A 14,681-nucleotide genomic window follows, 5' to 3' on the forward strand; every position below is an offset into this window, starting at 1 on the left:
GTCCCCTTCGTCTAGAGGCCTAGGACATCACCCTTTCACGGTGAGTACAGGGGTTCGAATCCCCTAGGGGACGCCAGGATTCAGCGGCGTTTCGTAGTAGAAGTGTCGCAACGCTTGCAGGACGTGAACGAGGTCCTGCAGGTGAGAGTGAAGAAAGCTGGAGCGGTAGTTCAGTTGGTTAGAATACCGGCCTGTCACGCCGGGGGTCGCGGGTTCGAGCCCCGTCCGCTCCGCCAGAACAAAGCCCGTTCAAATGAACGTTTTGAGCGGGCTTTTGTGTTAAAGATGTAAGCAGTACGTTGTCCCCTTCGTCTAGAGGCCTAGGACATCACCCTTTCACGGTGAGTACAGGGGTTCGAATCCCCTAGGGGACGCCAGATTCAGCGGCGTTTCGTAGAAGTGTCGCGAGGCTTGCAGGAACGTAACCGACGTCCTGCAGGTAACGGTGCAGAAAGTTGGAGCGGTAGTTCAGTCGGTTAGAATACCGGCCTGTCACGCCGGGGGTCGCGGGTTCGAGTCCCGTCCGCTCCGCCAGAAAATGAAAAAGCCCGCCTCGTGCGGGCTTTTTCATTTGCACCGTTGATCGTGCCCGCGTGCGGGCGCGTGACTGCGGAGTGGAGGAAGCCGCCTGCGCGGCTTCCGGCGGGACGCGAAGGGCTGCGCGTGCACGCGCAGCCGCGGCCTGCAGGATGTAGGCGAGTCCCGTCCGCTCCGCCAGAAAATGAAAAAGCCCGCCTCGTGCGGGCTTTTTCATTTGCATCGCCGATCCGGCGCCACTACGAGAAATTCGCGATTGCATCCACCCGCGACTGCGCTATCGTGGCGGAATGCGTTTTTGACCCCTGCGCGATGCTCGATCCGACCGACCTGCGATTGTTGTATCAGCTCCGGCCCGCGGAGCCTGGCGATTTTCCGTTTGCCGAGGCGCTGACGCACGGCAACATGGGCGGCTATTACAAGCGCCATGGGCTCGTCTGGCGCAGCGACCTGTTCTATGCGAGCTGGCGCGAATCCGAAAACTTCATCCTGGAAGCCGACGGCGAACGTATCGGCGTGCTGCGCGTGACCGAGGAGGGCGATTCGCTGCACATCCGCGACGTGCAGATCGCGGCCGGCCATCGCGGACAGGGCGCCGGCACCTACATGCTCGACATGTCGCATCGCTGGGCGCGCGCCCGCGGGCTGCACGAACTGCAGTTGCGTGTGTTCGTCGACAATCCGGCCGCGCGCCTCTACCTGCGTATGGGCTACCGCGTCACCGGGCCGAGGCTGGCCCAGCTCGGCTCGATTCGCCACATGGTGCGTCCGGTTTGAGCGCGTAACGGTTACCCACGCGGGGGGCCACGCGGCGACGGTCAGCGGGCGGCGTCGATCGCGTCGTCGTCGATTGCGATGCCGTCTTCCGCGCCGCGATGCTCGTAGCCGCGCAGCATGAACGCGCGCGGGCTTTCGCCGAACGCGCGCCGGAACATCGCCGAAAACGCGCTCTGGCTCTGGTAGCCGAGTTCGCGGGCGATATGCGACAGCGGGCGCCCCTGGTTCAACAGCGGAATCGCGCGCGCGAGCAGCGCCTGCTGCCGCCACTGCGAAAAACTCACGCCCAGTTCCTGCCTGAACAGCCGCGAGATCGTGCGCGTGCTCGCACCCACCTCGCTCGCCCAGTGTTCGAGCGATTCCGCATGCGCCGGTTGCGCGAGCACCGCCTCGCACAGCATGCGCAGCCGCTTCTCGTCGGGCATCGGCACCGCGAGCGGCAGCGGTTCGGCGCGGCTCAGCTCGTCGAGCACGAGCCCGCACAGCAGCCGTTCGCGGGTGCCGCTCAGGTCGCGCGCGTCGAGCGCGACGATCAGTTCGCGCAGCAAGCCCGTCACCTCGACCACCCGGCATGCGTCGAGCCCGTCCGGCACGACCGACTCATCGATGTACAGCGTGCGCAAGTACGCTTCCTCGACGATCACGACCTCGTGCGTGACGTGCGGCGGCACCCAGATCGCGCGGGAAGGCGGCACCATCCATGTCGTCCCGGTCGTCGCGACGCGCAGCACGCCGCGCGATGCATACGCGAGTTGCGCCCACGCGTGCGTGTGCAGCGGGATCCGGCGTCCGGCGTCGACCTGCCGTGCCCGGACACGCATCGGGTGGACGCGGGTCGGCGCGAACTCGGGCGGGATGTCGATGACGTCGTACGGGTTCGATGCGTCGGCTTGGGCTGGCGGGTTCATGGACGATTCGGTCGGCGCGGCGGCGATGCCGTCATTTTAGAAGGCGCCGCGCAGGCGCATGCGGCGGTTTTTCGGCCGATAATGCACGGTTCAAATGAACTTTGTATGGGGCAGCACGTGTGCCGGCCGGCGCAAGCCCTGGCCAGCGTGATGCGTCGCGCCGAAAAGAACCATCGTGCCGCCGGCGCGGTCTATCGATGCGGGCGCGTTTTCGCACAAGCAGCGCCCCAACGACGCCGGCGCCCGCGGCACGGCCGCGACGGCCCGGCACGGCAACACCTGAATCGAAGAGGAGGACCACGATGCGCCATGTATTCGTCTACGGCACGTTGAGAGCGGGAGAAGCCAACGACATCGGCCAGGCGGCCGCGCGGAACGGGATCGCCGCGCCGACGCTGCTCGGGGCGGCCGCACTGCCGGGCGAACTGTACGATTTCGGCACGTATCCGGGCATGGTGCCCGGGCCGGCCGGCCGGTCGCTCGTGTGGGGCGACGTCTACGAGATCGACGAGCGACTGGTGCCCGTGCTCGACGAGATCGAGCGCGTCTATCCGGGCGTCGACACGCTGTTCCGGCAGGAGCCGGTGACCGTCGAACTCGGCGGTCGTGCCTATGCGTGCGTCTACTATCCGGTCGCCGCGCATGCGGCAGCCGACCGTCCGCGCATCGTGTCGGGCGACTGGGTCCAGCACCGGCGCGAGCGGGAAGCCGCCGCCGCATCCGCATAGAGAACCCGCTGCCCAGCAAAGGAAAAGCGCCCCGCGGGGCGCTTTTTTCATGCCGCCGTGTTGCGCGACCGGCGGCGGGCAGGACCGGGCGACCCGGCCCGCGTCGTCAGATTTCCTCGTACAGCGGCAGCGTCAGGAATTCGGTGAAGCCTTCCGACGTCGACATCTGTTCGAAGATCGCCGCGGCACGCTCGTACGGCTGCGTGTTGCCGCCGACCGACCGCTTCACGTTGTCGAGCTCGGCCTTCGCGAATTCGCGCACGAGCTCGGCGGTGACCTTGCGGCCGTCGTCGAGCACGCCCTTCGGCGAGCGGATCCACTGCCACACCTGCGAGCGGGAGATCTCGGCGGTCGCCGCGTCTTCCATCAGGTTGTGGATCGGCACGCAGCCGTTGCCGTCGAGCCAGGCGCCGAGATAGTGGATGCCGACGTTGATGTTGTTGCGCAGGCCGGCTTCGGTGATCGGCGCTTCAGGCTGGAAGTCGAGCAGGTTCTTGCCTTCGATCTGCACGTCGTCGCGTTGCTTCGCGATCTGGTTCGGCTTGTCGCCGAGCACCTTGACGAATTCATCCATCGCGATCGGCACGAGGCCCGGGTGCGCGACCCAGCCGCCGTCGTAGCCGTCGGTCGCGTCGCGCTGCTTGTCCGAGCGCACGCCGCCCATCGCCTTGTCGTTCGCTTCCGGATCGTTCTTGATCGGGATCAGCGCGCTCATTCCGCCGATCGCCGGCGCATTGCGCTTGTGACAGGTCTTCAGCAGCAGCAGCGCGTACGCGCGCATGAACGGCACCGTCATCGTGATCTTCGAGCGATCGGCCAGGCAGAAGTCGCGGTCGTTCTTGAACTTCTTGATCGCCGAGAAGATGTAGTCCCAGCGGCCGGCGTTCAGGCCCGAGCTGTGTTCGCGCAGTTCGTACAGGATCTCGTCCATCTCGAACGCGGCGAGGATCGTCTCGATCAGCACCGTCGCGCGGATCGTGCCGCGCGGCACGCCGACTGCCTCCTGTGCCGCGACGAAGATGTCGTTCCACAGGCGCGCTTCGAGATGGCTTTCCATCTTCGGGAGGTAGAAGTACGGGCCCGAGCCGCGCGCGATCAGTTCCTTCGCGTTGTGGAACAGGAACAGCGCGAAATCGAAGATGCCGCCGGACACGCGCTGGCCGTCGACCGTCACGTGCTTCTCGTCGAGATGCCAGCCGCGCGGACGCACGATCAGCGTCGCGACCTTGTCGTTCAGCCGGTACGACTTGCCGTTCTGTTCGAGCGAGATCGTGCGGCGCACCGCGTCCTTCAGGTTGATCTGGCCGTCGATCTGGTTCGTCCAGCTCGGCGCGTTCGAATCCTCGAAGTCCGTCATGTACGAATCGGCGCCCGAGTTCAGCGCGTTGATGATCATCTTGCGCTCGACGGGGCCGGTGATCTCGACGCGGCGGCATTGCAGGTCGGCCGGCAGCGGCGCGACCTTCCAGTCGCCCTCGCGGATCGCCTTCGTGTCGGCCAGGAAATCGGGGCGCTCGCCGGCGTCGAGGCGCTTGGTGCGTTCGACGCGGGCCTGCAGCAGCGCCTGGCGGCGCGGCTCGAACGCGCGGTGCAGCGCCGCGACGAGCGCGAGTGCTTCAGGCGTCAGGATCGCTTCGTAACCCGGCTTGATTTCGCCGGTGATCGCCATGCCTTGCGGCAGCGTGATCGGGGTGCTCATGAGTCTCATCTCCTTGGTCGGTCAGTTGCGGTTTCGGTGAAGGGGGAAGGCGGCAGCGCAGCGAACGTCATGCGCCCGGGCCGGGGCGCGCGCGGTTCGCGGGTCTGCCGGCCGGGGCCGGGGTGGCGAGGAATGCGAGCAGGTCGGCCATGCCGCTGCCGGTGCCGTCGGGCGGCGCGCCGAGTTCCTCGACGGGCGCACCCGTGCGGTTGAGCCAGAACGTCGTGTAGCCGAACCAGGCGGCCCCCGCGACGTCCCAGGCGTTCGACGACACGAACACGATGTCGCGCGGGTTCGCGCCGAACGCGGCGGTGCCGAGCGCGTACGCGGCCGGGCTCGGCTTGTACGCGCGTACCGCGTCGGCCGACAGCACGCGATCGAACAGGCCGGTCATGCCGGCGCTCTTGATCGCGATGTCGAGCATCTCCGGGTTGCCGTTCGACAGGATCGCGAGCGGCGGGCGCGGGTCGAGCGCGCGCAGCTTGCGCAGCGCGGGCACCGTGTCGGGATAGGTGGACAGGCACGCGTATTCGTCCATCAGCCGCTTCTCGGCCGCGCTGTTCAGCGCGAGCCCGAGCCTGCGCGCGGCGAACCGCAACGCGTCGAGCGTGATGTCGCGGAACGGGCGATAGCGGGCGCCGGACGGATCGGCGAGCGTGCGCAACTGCGAGTATTCGATTTGCTTGCGTCGCCACAGCCGCGACAACCGGTCCCCGTGACCGGGAAACATCTGCTCTGCCGCGGCCACGACCGCATGCACGTCGAACAACGTGCCGAATGCATCGAAGAGGATTGCGTCGGGAGAGGAGAGTGTCGTTGTGGCCGACATAGCCTTGCGCTCCAGTTTCAGAGGTCGGAAACGATTTTATTCGTGCTCGTCAGTGCTAAAAAAGACGCTAAACATCACTTGATCTTTTACTTTCATATACCTAATCTTGACGGCTCAAGCTATTTGAAGGGCGGGAGCGCCGCCCTGCGAGTCATGGACCGGTTCAAACAGATCGAAACGTTCGCCGCGGTCGCGGCGAAGGGCAGCCTGTCGGCGGCCGCGCATGCGGAAGGCGTCGCGCCGGCGATCATCGGCCGCCGCCTCGACGCGCTCGAGGAGCGGCTCGGCGTGAAGCTGCTGGTGCGGACTACGCGCAAGCTCACGCTGACCTTCGAGGGGTCGGCCTTCCTCGAGGATTGCCAGCGGATCATCAACGACATGCAGAACGCGGAGGCGAGCGTGTCCGCCGGCGGCGTGAAGGCGAGCGGCCACCTGCGCATTTCCGCGCCGGCCGGCTTCGGGCGGCGCCACGTCGCGCCGCTCGTGCCCGAATTCAGCGGCGCGCATCCGGACGTGTCGGTCACGCTCGACCTGTCCGACCGGATGGTCGACCTCGTCAACGAAGGGTTCGATTGCGCGGTGCGGCTCGGCGAGCTGCCCGATTCGTCGCTGGTGTCGCTGAAGCTCGGCGAGAACCGGCGCGTGTGCGTCGCGTCCCCCGCGTATCTCGCGCGGCGCGGCACGCCGGCCACGCTTGCGGAACTCGCGCGCCACAACTGCCTCGCGCTTGCCGCGAATGCGAACCAGCAGCGCGGCTGGGCGTTCCAGGAGGGCGACAAGGTGGTGTCGATCCGCGTGAACGGCACGATGGAATGCTCGGACGGCGCGGTGCTGCACGAATGGTGCCTCGCCGGCTACGGCCTGGCATGGCGATCGTGGTGGGAGGTCGGCGACGACATCGCGGCCGGCCGCCTCGTCACCGTGCTCGACGCGTTCGCGGCACCACCGATCGGCATCCACGCGGTGTTTCCGCAGCGCCGTCACCTGCCGCTGCGCGTGCGGCTGTTTCTCGATTACCTGAAACATACGTACGAACGGCCGGGGTATTGGGGCGAGTAGGGCGGGGCGAGCAGGGCGCACCGGCCCGCGCGTTTCCGATATGAGGGCGAACCCGCTGCCGGCGCCGGTCGCCCGGTTTCGCGCACTACAATCGAAACTGGCATGCGCGACGCGCCGGAGCCGGCCCGCATGGGTTCGCGGTGCGCGCGGTGCGTCTGACGCAGGAGGGCGCGATGTTCCGGCACATCCTCGTTCCAACCGACGGTTCCGAACTGTCGCAGAAGGCGATCGACGGCGCGATCGACCTGGCGCGCGCGGTCGGCGCGCGGGTCACGGCCTATGCGTGCCTGCCGCAGTATCCGTACTCGCCGTTTTCCGAAGTGATCATCGAGCCGCCCGCCGATTTCCGGGCGCGCAGCGAGCGCGAGGCGCGCGCGCACCTGGACGACGTGCAGGCAGCCGCGAAGGCGGCCGGCGTCGATTGCGACAGCTGGACGAGCGTGCATCCGTCGCCGTACCTCGGCATCATCGAGGCGGCCGAACGTGGCGGCTGCGACGTGATCTTCATGGCGTCCCACGGACGCCGCGGGCTCGGCAGCCTGCTGATCGGCAGCGAAACGCAGCGCGTGCTGACCCATACGAAAATTCCGGTGATCGTCTATCGGTAGACGCGGCGCCCGTCGTTCGTAGCCGCGCGGGCGACAGCACGGCGGCGCCGCTGAAAAAAGGGCGCGCCGGACGAAGCCGGCGCGCGTCGTTGCTGGCGGCCACTGGCCGCGCGCGACCGGTCGCGCGACGTCGATCGCGCGCCAGCCGTCTCCTCCCTGATTGTTGTCCGGTGCCGCCGATGCCGCGCCGTCGCGTGACGGGCCGGCATCGGCGTGACGCTTGCGCGCGTTACGCGACCTTCTTGCCGTCGAAGAACTGTTCGTCTTCGGTCGAGCCGTGCAGCGCGGTCGTCGAGGCTTCCCGCTCGACCGTCTGCGTGACCGCGTCGAAGTAGCCGGTGCCGACTTCGCGCTGGTGCTTGACGGCCGTGAAGCCCTTGTCGGCCGCCGCGAACTCGGCCTGCTGCAGTTCGACGAACGCGCTCATCTGCGTGCGGGCATAGCCGTGCGCGAGGTTGAACATCGAGTAGTTCAGCGCATGGAAGCCGGCCAGCGTGATGAACTGGAACTTGTAGCCCATCGCGCCGAGTTCCTTCTGGAACTTCGCGATCGTCGCGTCGTCGAGGTTCTTCTTCCAGTTGAACGACGGCGAGCAGTTGTACGACAGCATCTTGCCGGGGAACTGCTTTTGGATCGCTTCCGCGAATTTCTTCGCGTACTCGAGATCCGGCTTGCCCGTCTCGCACCAGACGAGGTCGGCGTACGGCGCATACGCGAGGCCGCGCGAGATCGCCTGCCCGATGCCCGGCTTCGTGCGGAAGAAGCCTTCGACCGTGCGCTCGCCCGTCAGGAACGGCTTGTCGTTGTCGTCGATGTCGGACGTGATCAGGTCCGCCGCTTCCGCGTCGGTCCGCGCGACCAGCACGGTCGGCGTGCCCATTACGTCGGCCGCGAGACGCGCCGCCGACAGCTTCGCGACCGCTTCGCGGGTCGGCACCAGCACCTTGCCGCCCATGTGGCCGCACTTCTTTACCGACGCGAGCTGATCCTCGAAGTGCACGCCCGAGGCGCCGGCCTCGATCATCGCTTTCATCAGTTCGAACGCGTTCAGCACGCCGCCGAAGCCGGCTTCCGCGTCCGCGACGATCGGCGCGAAGAAATCGACGTAGCCTTCGTCGCCCGGATTCTTGCCTTCCGACCACTGGATCTGGTCGGCGCGCGTCAGCGTGTTGTTGATGCGCTTGACGACGAGCGGCACCGAGTTCGCCGGGTACAGCGACTGGTCCGGGTACATTTCGCCCGCGACGTTCGCGTCGCCGGCCACTTGCCAGCCCGACAGGTAGATCGCCTTCAGGCCGGCCTTCACCTGCTGCATCGCCTGGTTGCCGGTCAGCGCACCGAGTGCGTTGACGAACGGCTCTTCGTTGATGAGGTGCCACAGCTTTTCCGCGCCGCGCTTGGCCAGCGTGTGCTCGACGGCGATCGAGCCGCGCAGGCGCACCACGTCCTCAGCCGTGTAGCTGCGCTTGATGCCCTTCCAGCGCGGATCGGTTTCCCATTGCTTTTGCAGTTCCTGTGCCTGTTGCTGTCGCGACATGATGAGCTCCTTGATGCGGTGTGTTGCCAGATCGGTCGAATCGGACGGTGCTGATGCTGTTCTCGAAGCGGGGCGCGGTGCGTGCCGCTTTGAGAAGTCTTGTATAAGAGTCTAGGCAAACCGATCCGAGTGAAACAGGGGCTATACCAGGAAGTTTGAAACTTTTTAATCGTTTTTAATCAACAACTTGTGTTTTGTGTTTCGCAATGAGAAACGATTTTTCCCATCTCGCAATTGTAAGGTTGTGCCGCGCAGCATGATTTTTTACGACGCAAAAAAATTTTCCGCATCGTGAAATTTGGCGCGGGACGAAAAAAAACCGGCGCGGGTGCGCCGGTTTGCCGGATGGGCGGGCGGCCACGGGGGCCGCCGGGGCGTGCTTACGACGCCGAATTGCTGCGACGCGGGCCGCCGCTGCGCTGGCCGTCGCGACGCGGGCCGCCGTCACGGCTGCCGCCCGGCTTGCCGCTCCAGCCGCCGCCATTGCCGCCGCCGTAGCTGCGGCCGTTGCCGCCATGACCGCCGCCCGGCTTGCCGCCGAAACGACGACCGCCGTTACCGCCGCCCGGACGGCCGCGGCCGCCGGTGCCGCGATCGTTGCGCGGGGGTGCCTTGCGGGGCTCGAAGCCTTCGATCACGTTGACCGGCAGCGGCGAGCGCACGAAGCGCTCGATGCGCTTGAGCGCGCCTTGCTCGGCGTGGTGCACGAGGCTCACCGCGGTGCCCGAACGGCCGGCACGGCCCGTACGGCCGATACGGTGCACGTAGTCTTCCGCGAACTTCGGCAGGTCGTAGTTGAACACGTGCGTGATGCCCGGGATGTCGATGCCGCGGGCTGCGACGTCGGTCGCGACCAGCACGCGCACGCGGCGCTCGCGCAGCGCACGGATCGTGCGGTTGCGCGCGCCCTGCGGCAGGTCACCGTGCAGCGCGGCCGATTCGAAGCCGGCGTCGGCGAGACGGCCGGCGAGCTGGTCGGCATCGATCTTGGTCGCCGTGAAGATGATCGCCTGGTCGAGCGCGTCGTCGCGCAGCAGGTGATCGAGCAGGCGGTCCTTGTGGTCGCGATCGTCGACGTAATGGACGGTCTGTGCGATGTTCGCGCGCGATTCGAGGCGCTGCTGGATCTCGATGCGTTCCGGATCCTTCAGCAGGCGGCTCGTCAGCGAACCGATCTTGCCGTCGAGCGTGGCCGAGAACAGCATCGTCTGGCGCGACTCGGGCGTCGCGGCGACGATCGTCTCGATGTCTTCGATGAAGCCCATGTCGAGCATGCGGTCGGCTTCGTCGAGCACGAGCATCTTCAGTTCGGACAGGTCGATGCGGCCGCGCTCGAGGTGATCGAGCAGACGGCCCGGCGTGGCGACCAGGATCTCGGGGTTCTTCGCGAGCAGCATCAGCTGCTGGCCGTAGGCGACGCCGCCGAGGATGCTGACCGTGCGCAGGCGCTTCAGGTGCTTGCCGTAGGTCGACGCGGCCGTGGTGACCTGCATCGCGAGCTCACGGGTCGGCGTCAGCACGAGCAGGCCCGGGCGGGCGACGGGCTGCGGGCGGCGCGCACGGCGGTCGCCCTGATTCGGTTCGCGCGGCGCACGCGGTTGCTGCGCCTGCGCCTTCTGGAGCTGCGCGAAACGTTCGATCGCGGGCAGCATGAATGCGGCCGTCTTGCCCGAACCGGTCGGGCTCGACACCAGCAGGTCCCGACCGGCGATGCCGGCCGGAATCGCGCGCTGCTGGACCGGCGTCGGCTTGGCGTAGCCGGCGGCCTGCAGCGCGGAGACGATCTCCGGCGACAACCCGAGCGACGCGAAAGTCGGCTCGTCCGACGCCGGTTCGACCGCGGCCGGTGCGGCGGCGTTCTCGAGACCGAGCGCCTGGTCGGCGATCGCGTTGAGCGGGCTGGAGTTGATGCTCGAAGTCATAACAATCCTTGAAACACAGTGGGTGAAACGTCGGCGCCAATCGCGCATACCCAAGTCGTCGGATTCAGCGAGCAAATCGGGAAACGGGTGCAATCCGCCGAACCGTCGGCGGATGAGGCATTAGAAGCTGTTTTGGGTGCGGCGCGCTTCTGGAGCGGGGGCCGCCAGCCTAGTTGACGACCGCGAGGGTCGAAGCAGGAGGGGACAGGTTCTAAACCGGATTGGAGCTTAACGCTACGAGGCGTCGGGCCGGAACGGCTTGCGAGCCGAGCGCGGGAGGTGACGCAGCCAGCATTATAGAGATATTTGCTGCGCTGCGCCACTGATTTGATTGCCTATTGATTGACTGTCGCGGCAGGCGGGACAGATCAGGACGCCGTGCCGTTCTTCAGCGATTCGACGAGTTCGATGTATTGCTGCTTCGCCGCATCCTGGGTCGTGCCTTTCAGCGCTTCCCACGCGTCGTACTTGTACTTGCCGACGATGTCGGTGAAGCCCGGCTTGTCGCCGTGCGCGTCGCCGTCGGTCGCCTGCTTGAAGAGCGCATACAGGCGCAGCAGCGTCAGGTTGCCCGGTCGCTCTGTCAGTTGCTTGACGTCGACCTGGGCCTGGTCGAATTGGGCGGTGAGTTCGCTCATCGTGTGTCTCCGTAAGGGTTTCAGGTCGGGCGATCTTAACAAGCGCCGCGCCGCGCGGGGTCGAGCGATCCTTCCAAACCGCCAGCCGCGCGGCGCGCGCATCGCGATCGGGTCCGACCGCCCGTGGGAGCGGGGCGCCGCATTACAATGTCGGCCATGACGCAAACAGTGCTCCTCGCCATCGATACGTCGACCGAATACTGCTCGGTCGCGCTGCTGCGCTCGGCTTTCGCCGATGACGCCGTTTCCACCACGCAAACCTGGGTCCGCCACGAGCTGACGGGCGCCGTGTCGAGCACGCGCGTGCTGCCGGCCATCCAGGAACTCTTCGCCGAATCGGGCCTCACGTTCGCCGATTGCGACGCGATCGCGTTCGGCGCGGGCCCCGGCTCGTTCACCGGGCTGCGCACCGCGACCGGCATTACCCAGGGGCTCGCGTTCGGGCGCGGGCTGCCGGTCGTGCCGGTCAGCACGCTGCTCGCGTGCGCCGAACACGCGCGGCTGCGCGCACCCGGCACGACGCGCGTGCTGGCCGCGCTCGACGCGCGGATGGACGAAGCGTACTGGGCCGACTTCGCATGGGACGAGCAGGCGGGCGACTGGCGCACGCTGCATCCGGCGTCGCTCGATGCACCGGGCGCCGTCGGCGTGCCCGACGCGCCGTTCACGCTCGCGGGCAACGCGGCCGCCGCGTTCGGCGCGCAACTGCCGGCCGCGGCGGCCGCGGCCGTGATCGACGGCGACGCGCTGCCGCATGCGCTGGCGGTCGCGCATGCCGCGCTGCGGGCATTCCGCGCCGGCCGGACGGTGCCGGCCGACCAGGCCGCACCCGAATACGTGCGCGACAAGGTCGCGCAGACCACCGCCGAGCGCATGGCCGCGCGTGCCGCGCAGACGGACGGAGCAAAACGATGACGGGCGTCCTGTTGAGCGACCGCTATCTGTCGCCGATGACCGACACCGATCTCGACGAGGTCGTCGCGATCGAGCAGGTCGCGTACGAATTCCCGTGGAGCCGCGGCAATTTCCAGGATTCGTTGCGCAACGGCTATTTCGGCGTGTGCCTGCGGCACGTGACGGGCGCGCTCGTCGGCTATTGCGTGCTGATGCCGGTGATCGACGAAATGCACCTGCTGAACCTGTGCGTCGCGCCGGCCGCCCAGCAGTCGGGCGCGGGCCTCGCGCTGCTGCGCGAAGCCGTGCGCATCTCGCGCGCGGAGGGGCTCGACGGCGTGCTGCTCGAGGTGCGGCCGTCCAATCCGCGGGCGATCCATCTGTACGAGCGCTTCGGCTTCGTGACGATCGGCCGGCGCAAGAACTACTATCCGGCGCGGCATCGCAGCCGGGAGGACGCGATCGTGATGCGTCTGACGCTGAACAAGGACGAAGGGGACGCGCATGGCGTGGGCTGAAGCAGCGCTCGAGGAAATGGGGCTCGCGCAGATCTGGGTGCGGCGCGGGTCGCGCGCGGAAGGCGCCGAAGCGGGTGGGGCGGGGGCCGGGCCGGTTGGCGTGCCGGGCGCGGCCGACGATGCGTCCGCCGTTGCGGCCGCAACCGTCGCGCCCGCGTCGCGGCCGACGTCGGAGCAGCCGCGTGACACGCAGGCGGCTGCACGCGTGTTCCCGCGCGGCGATATGCCGCTGGCGGATACGCCGCCCGCTGGGGGCGCCGCGCGCTCCGCGGCACCGGCTGCGGAAACGGGCAGCGGCGCGCGTGCCGCGATCGACGAAGAGCGCGCATCCGCCGGGCCGGCATCGTCCCCGGCCGCCGCCGCCGCCGCGGACGACCTGCCGCCGCTCACCGAAGACGATTTCGCGTGGTTCGACGCGGCGCCGCCTGGCGATCCGCTGCCGCCGGCCGAAGCGCGTCCTGCTGCAACGCCGGTCGCGATGCTCGACTGGGATGCGCTCGCCGCACGCGTCGCCGGCTGCACGAGCTGCCGCCTGTGCGAGAAGCGCACCAATACCGTGTTCGGTGTCGGCGATCGGGAAGCGGACTGGATGCTGATCGGCGAAGCGCCGGGCGAGAACGAGGACAGGCAGGGCGAGCCGTTCGTCGGCCAGGCCGGCAAGCTGCTCGACAACATGCTGCAGTCGCTCGCGCTCAAGCGCGGCGACAACGTCTACATCGCGAACGTGATCAAGTGCCGCCCGCCCGGCAACCGCAACCCGGAACCGGACGAGGTCGCGCGCTGCGAGCCGTACCTGCAGCGCCAGGTCGCGCTCGTGAAACCGAAGCTGATCGTCGCGCTCGGCCGCTTCGCCGCGCAGACGCTGCTGAAGACGGACGCGAGCATCGCATCGCTGCGCGGCCGCGTGCACACGTACGAAGGCGTGCCGGTGATCGTCACCTACCACCCGGCGTACCTGCTGCGTAGCCTGCAGGACAAGTCGAAGGCGTGGGCCGACCTGTGCCTGGCGCGCGATACGTTCCAGCGGGCGGAGGGCGCCGCCGCGCACGGGCCGGCCGGACAATGACGCGCGGCGCGGCGGTCGCGTTCGTCGATACGCTGCACGATGCCGCGGTCCGCGATCTGGGCTGGCTCCTCGCGAGCCCGAGCCTGCTCACTGCCGCGCCCGGGGCGCCGCTCGCGCATCCGTGGGCGGATGCGGTCGAGCGGGTGGCCGTCGAAGCGTGGCTCGTCGCGCTCGATGCCGCGCCCGAGCCGCTGCACCGCGCGCTCGACGGGCTGCGGCCCGTGCGACTCGGCCGCTATGCCGAATGCCTGCTCGAGTATTTCCTCACGCACGGGCCGTCGCTGCGGCTCGTCGCCGCCAACCTGCCGCTGCGCAGCAACGGCAAGACGCTCGGCGAGGTCGATTTCCTCGTCGATGCGCCGGGCGGGCTGCGCCTGCACTGGGAACTCGCGGTCAAGTGCTATCTATGCGCGCCGGTCGACGGCGACGCGTCGCTCGCGGATTTCGTCGGGCCGAATCTCGTCGACCGCCTCGACCGCAAGCGCAGCCGGCTGCTCGAGCATCAGCTGCGGCTGAGCGATCGCCACGGGTTCGCGCTGCTGGGCTACGGCGCGCCGTCCGATGCGCAGATGTTCATCAAGGGCTGGCTGTTCTATCCGCACGGCGTGCCGCTGCCGCCGGTGGCCGCGGAAATCGCGGCCGATCATCCGCGCGGGTTCTGGCTCACGCACGCGCAGTGGCCGGCGTGGGCATCCGCACAGCCCGACGGTGCGGCATGGAACGTGCTGCCGCGGCTCGCATGGCTCGCGCCGCGGCGGGTGGCGGCCGACGCCGCGCCCGAACCGCTGGCGCATTCGCTCGAATTGCCGTCCGCCTTGACGGCGCGCCAGGCGCCCGCGCTGATCGGCGTCCATCGACTGGACGGCAACGGCGTATGGCGGGAGACGGCGCGCGGTTTCATCGTGCCGGACGACTGGCCCGCGCGTGCGCAGGCGTTCGCTGCCCAGGACCACTGACGCCG

General features: G+C 68.1%; 14 protein-coding genes and 4 tRNA genes. 12 read left to right on the forward strand and 6 right to left on the reverse strand.

Translation table 11 applies throughout. From position 1 onward, the window contains the following. From DIE17_RS09130 to DIE17_RS09150, 5 genes are all read left to right on the forward strand, one after another. A tRNA-Glu gene (locus DIE17_RS09130) sits at positions 1–76 on the forward strand. A gap of 83 nt (positions 77–159) precedes the next feature. After that, positions 160–236 (forward strand) — tRNA-Asp (locus DIE17_RS09135). Between the two features lie 65 nt (positions 237–301). Next, a tRNA-Glu gene (locus tag DIE17_RS09140) sits at positions 302–377 on the forward strand. A gap of 80 nt (positions 378–457) precedes the next feature. Beyond that, positions 458–534, forward strand: a tRNA-Asp gene (locus DIE17_RS09145). Positions 535–849: 315 nt separating this feature from the next. Beyond that, positions 850–1,314 carry a GNAT family N-acetyltransferase gene (locus DIE17_RS09150; RefSeq protein ID WP_014896698.1) on the forward strand — a complete coding sequence of 155 codons (465 nt, stop codon included), beginning with the start codon at positions 850–852 and terminating at the stop codon, positions 1,312–1,314. A 41-nt stretch (positions 1,315–1,355) separates the two neighbouring features. Here DIE17_RS09150 and DIE17_RS09155 read toward each other — a convergent pair whose 3' ends face one another. Then, positions 1,356–2,222: a helix-turn-helix domain-containing protein gene (locus DIE17_RS09155; RefSeq protein ID WP_124519979.1), complete on the reverse strand. Its 867-nt coding sequence runs from the start codon at positions 2,220–2,222 to the stop codon at positions 1,356–1,358. 302 nt (positions 2,223–2,524) lie between these two features. Here DIE17_RS09155 and DIE17_RS09160 point away from each other — a divergent pair, with 302 nt between their 5' ends. After that, positions 2,525–2,950: a gamma-glutamylcyclotransferase gene (locus DIE17_RS09160; protein ID WP_124486168.1), complete on the forward strand. Its 426-nt coding sequence runs from the start codon at positions 2,525–2,527 to the stop codon at positions 2,948–2,950. 106 nt (positions 2,951–3,056) lie between these two features. Here DIE17_RS09160 and aceB read toward each other — a convergent pair whose 3' ends face one another. Both aceB and DIE17_RS09170 read right to left on the reverse strand, forming a co-directional pair. Further along, positions 3,057–4,649: a malate synthase A gene (aceB, locus tag DIE17_RS09165; RefSeq protein ID WP_124519982.1), complete on the reverse strand. Its 1,593-nt coding sequence runs from the start codon at positions 4,647–4,649 to the stop codon at positions 3,057–3,059. Positions 4,650–4,716: 67 nt separating this feature from the next. Then, positions 4,717–5,478: a haloacid dehalogenase type II gene (locus DIE17_RS09170; RefSeq protein WP_124519984.1), complete on the reverse strand. Its 762-nt coding sequence runs from the start codon at positions 5,476–5,478 to the stop codon at positions 4,717–4,719. Between the two features lie 153 nt (positions 5,479–5,631). Here DIE17_RS09170 and DIE17_RS09175 point away from each other — a divergent pair, with 153 nt between their 5' ends. Together DIE17_RS09175 and DIE17_RS09180 are read left to right on the forward strand one after the other, a co-directional pair. Further along, the gene (locus DIE17_RS09175; RefSeq protein ID WP_044847957.1) at positions 5,632–6,537 is read left to right on the forward strand and encodes a LysR family transcriptional regulator; all 906 of its coding nucleotides are present in this window, start codon (positions 5,632–5,634) and stop codon (positions 6,535–6,537) included. Positions 6,538–6,710: 173 nt separating this feature from the next. Next, a complete protein-coding gene (locus DIE17_RS09180) occupies positions 6,711–7,145 on the forward strand; it encodes a universal stress protein (protein WP_044848000.1) in 435 nt (144 codons plus the stop codon). A 229-nt stretch (positions 7,146–7,374) separates the two neighbouring features. Here DIE17_RS09180 and aceA read toward each other — a convergent pair whose 3' ends face one another. From aceA to DIE17_RS09195, 3 genes are all read right to left on the reverse strand, one after another. Then, positions 7,375–8,682 (reverse strand): isocitrate lyase, encoded by a 1,308-nt coding sequence (gene aceA / locus DIE17_RS09185; RefSeq protein WP_124486171.1) that lies wholly within the window; start codon positions 8,680–8,682, stop codon positions 7,375–7,377. A gap of 380 nt (positions 8,683–9,062) precedes the next feature. After that, on the reverse strand, positions 9,063–10,604 hold the full coding sequence (locus DIE17_RS09190; RefSeq protein WP_044847955.1) for a DEAD/DEAH box helicase: 1,542 nt from the start codon (positions 10,602–10,604) through the stop codon (positions 9,063–9,065). Between the two features lie 368 nt (positions 10,605–10,972). Beyond that, positions 10,973–11,242: an acyl-CoA-binding protein gene (locus tag DIE17_RS09195; RefSeq protein WP_044847954.1), complete on the reverse strand. Its 270-nt coding sequence runs from the start codon at positions 11,240–11,242 to the stop codon at positions 10,973–10,975. Between the two features lie 147 nt (positions 11,243–11,389). Between DIE17_RS09195 and tsaB the strand changes: the two genes are divergently transcribed. From tsaB to DIE17_RS09215, 4 genes are read left to right on the forward strand one after another with little or no spacing between them, the layout of a single operon-like run. After that, positions 11,390–12,157 carry a tRNA (adenosine(37)-N6)-threonylcarbamoyltransferase complex dimerization subunit type 1 TsaB gene (gene tsaB, locus DIE17_RS09200; protein ID WP_124486172.1) on the forward strand — a complete coding sequence of 256 codons (768 nt, stop codon included), beginning with the start codon at positions 11,390–11,392 and terminating at the stop codon, positions 12,155–12,157. Beyond that, positions 12,154–12,654, forward strand: coding sequence for a ribosomal protein S18-alanine N-acetyltransferase (rimI, locus tag DIE17_RS09205; protein ID WP_044847952.1), 501 nt, complete (start codon positions 12,154–12,156; stop codon positions 12,652–12,654). Before tsaB ends, rimI begins: the two co-directional genes overlap by 4 nt. Further along, positions 12,641–13,720 (forward strand): uracil-DNA glycosylase family protein, encoded by a 1,080-nt coding sequence (locus tag DIE17_RS09210; RefSeq protein WP_124519986.1) that lies wholly within the window; start codon positions 12,641–12,643, stop codon positions 13,718–13,720. The genes rimI and DIE17_RS09210 overlap by 14 nt, the downstream gene beginning before the upstream one ends. Then, complete coding sequence (locus DIE17_RS09215; protein WP_124486175.1) at positions 13,717–14,676, forward strand: DUF1853 family protein; 960 nt, start codon at positions 13,717–13,719, stop codon at positions 14,674–14,676. Before DIE17_RS09210 ends, DIE17_RS09215 begins: the two co-directional genes overlap by 4 nt. The last annotated feature ends 5 nt before the right edge of the window (positions 14,677–14,681 follow it).

Source organism: Burkholderia sp. Bp9099, assembly GCF_003857805.1.
In the GTDB taxonomy this organism is placed as follows: Bacteria; Pseudomonadota; Gammaproteobacteria; order Burkholderiales; family Burkholderiaceae; genus Burkholderia.

Coding starts and splice junctions, on each gene's coding strand:
- DIE17_RS09150 (WP_014896698.1), top strand. CDS start 850: ATGCTCGATCCGACCGACCTGCGATTGTTGTATCAGCTCCGGCCCGCG.
- DIE17_RS09155 (WP_124519979.1), bottom strand. CDS start 2,222: ATGAACCCGCCAGCCCAAGCCGACGCATCGAACCCGTACGACGTCATC.
- DIE17_RS09160 (WP_124486168.1), top strand. CDS start 2,525: ATGCGCCATGTATTCGTCTACGGCACGTTGAGAGCGGGAGAAGCCAAC.
- aceB (WP_124519982.1), bottom strand. CDS start 4,649: ATGAGCACCCCGATCACGCTGCCGCAAGGCATGGCGATCACCGGCGAA.
- DIE17_RS09170 (WP_124519984.1), bottom strand. CDS start 5,478: ATGTCGGCCACAACGACACTCTCCTCTCCCGACGCAATCCTCTTCGAT.
- DIE17_RS09175 (WP_044847957.1), top strand. CDS start 5,632: ATGGACCGGTTCAAACAGATCGAAACGTTCGCCGCGGTCGCGGCGAAG.
- DIE17_RS09180 (WP_044848000.1), top strand. CDS start 6,711: ATGTTCCGGCACATCCTCGTTCCAACCGACGGTTCCGAACTGTCGCAG.
- aceA (WP_124486171.1), bottom strand. CDS start 8,682: ATGTCGCGACAGCAACAGGCACAGGAACTGCAAAAGCAATGGGAAACC.
- DIE17_RS09190 (WP_044847955.1), bottom strand. CDS start 10,604: ATGACTTCGAGCATCAACTCCAGCCCGCTCAACGCGATCGCCGACCAG.
- DIE17_RS09195 (WP_044847954.1), bottom strand. CDS start 11,242: ATGAGCGAACTCACCGCCCAATTCGACCAGGCCCAGGTCGACGTCAAG.
- tsaB (WP_124486172.1), top strand. CDS start 11,390: ATGTCGGCCATGACGCAAACAGTGCTCCTCGCCATCGATACGTCGACC.
- rimI (WP_044847952.1), top strand. CDS start 12,154: ATGACGGGCGTCCTGTTGAGCGACCGCTATCTGTCGCCGATGACCGAC.
- DIE17_RS09210 (WP_124519986.1), top strand. CDS start 12,641: ATGGCGTGGGCTGAAGCAGCGCTCGAGGAAATGGGGCTCGCGCAGATC.
- DIE17_RS09215 (WP_124486175.1), top strand. CDS start 13,717: ATGACGCGCGGCGCGGCGGTCGCGTTCGTCGATACGCTGCACGATGCC.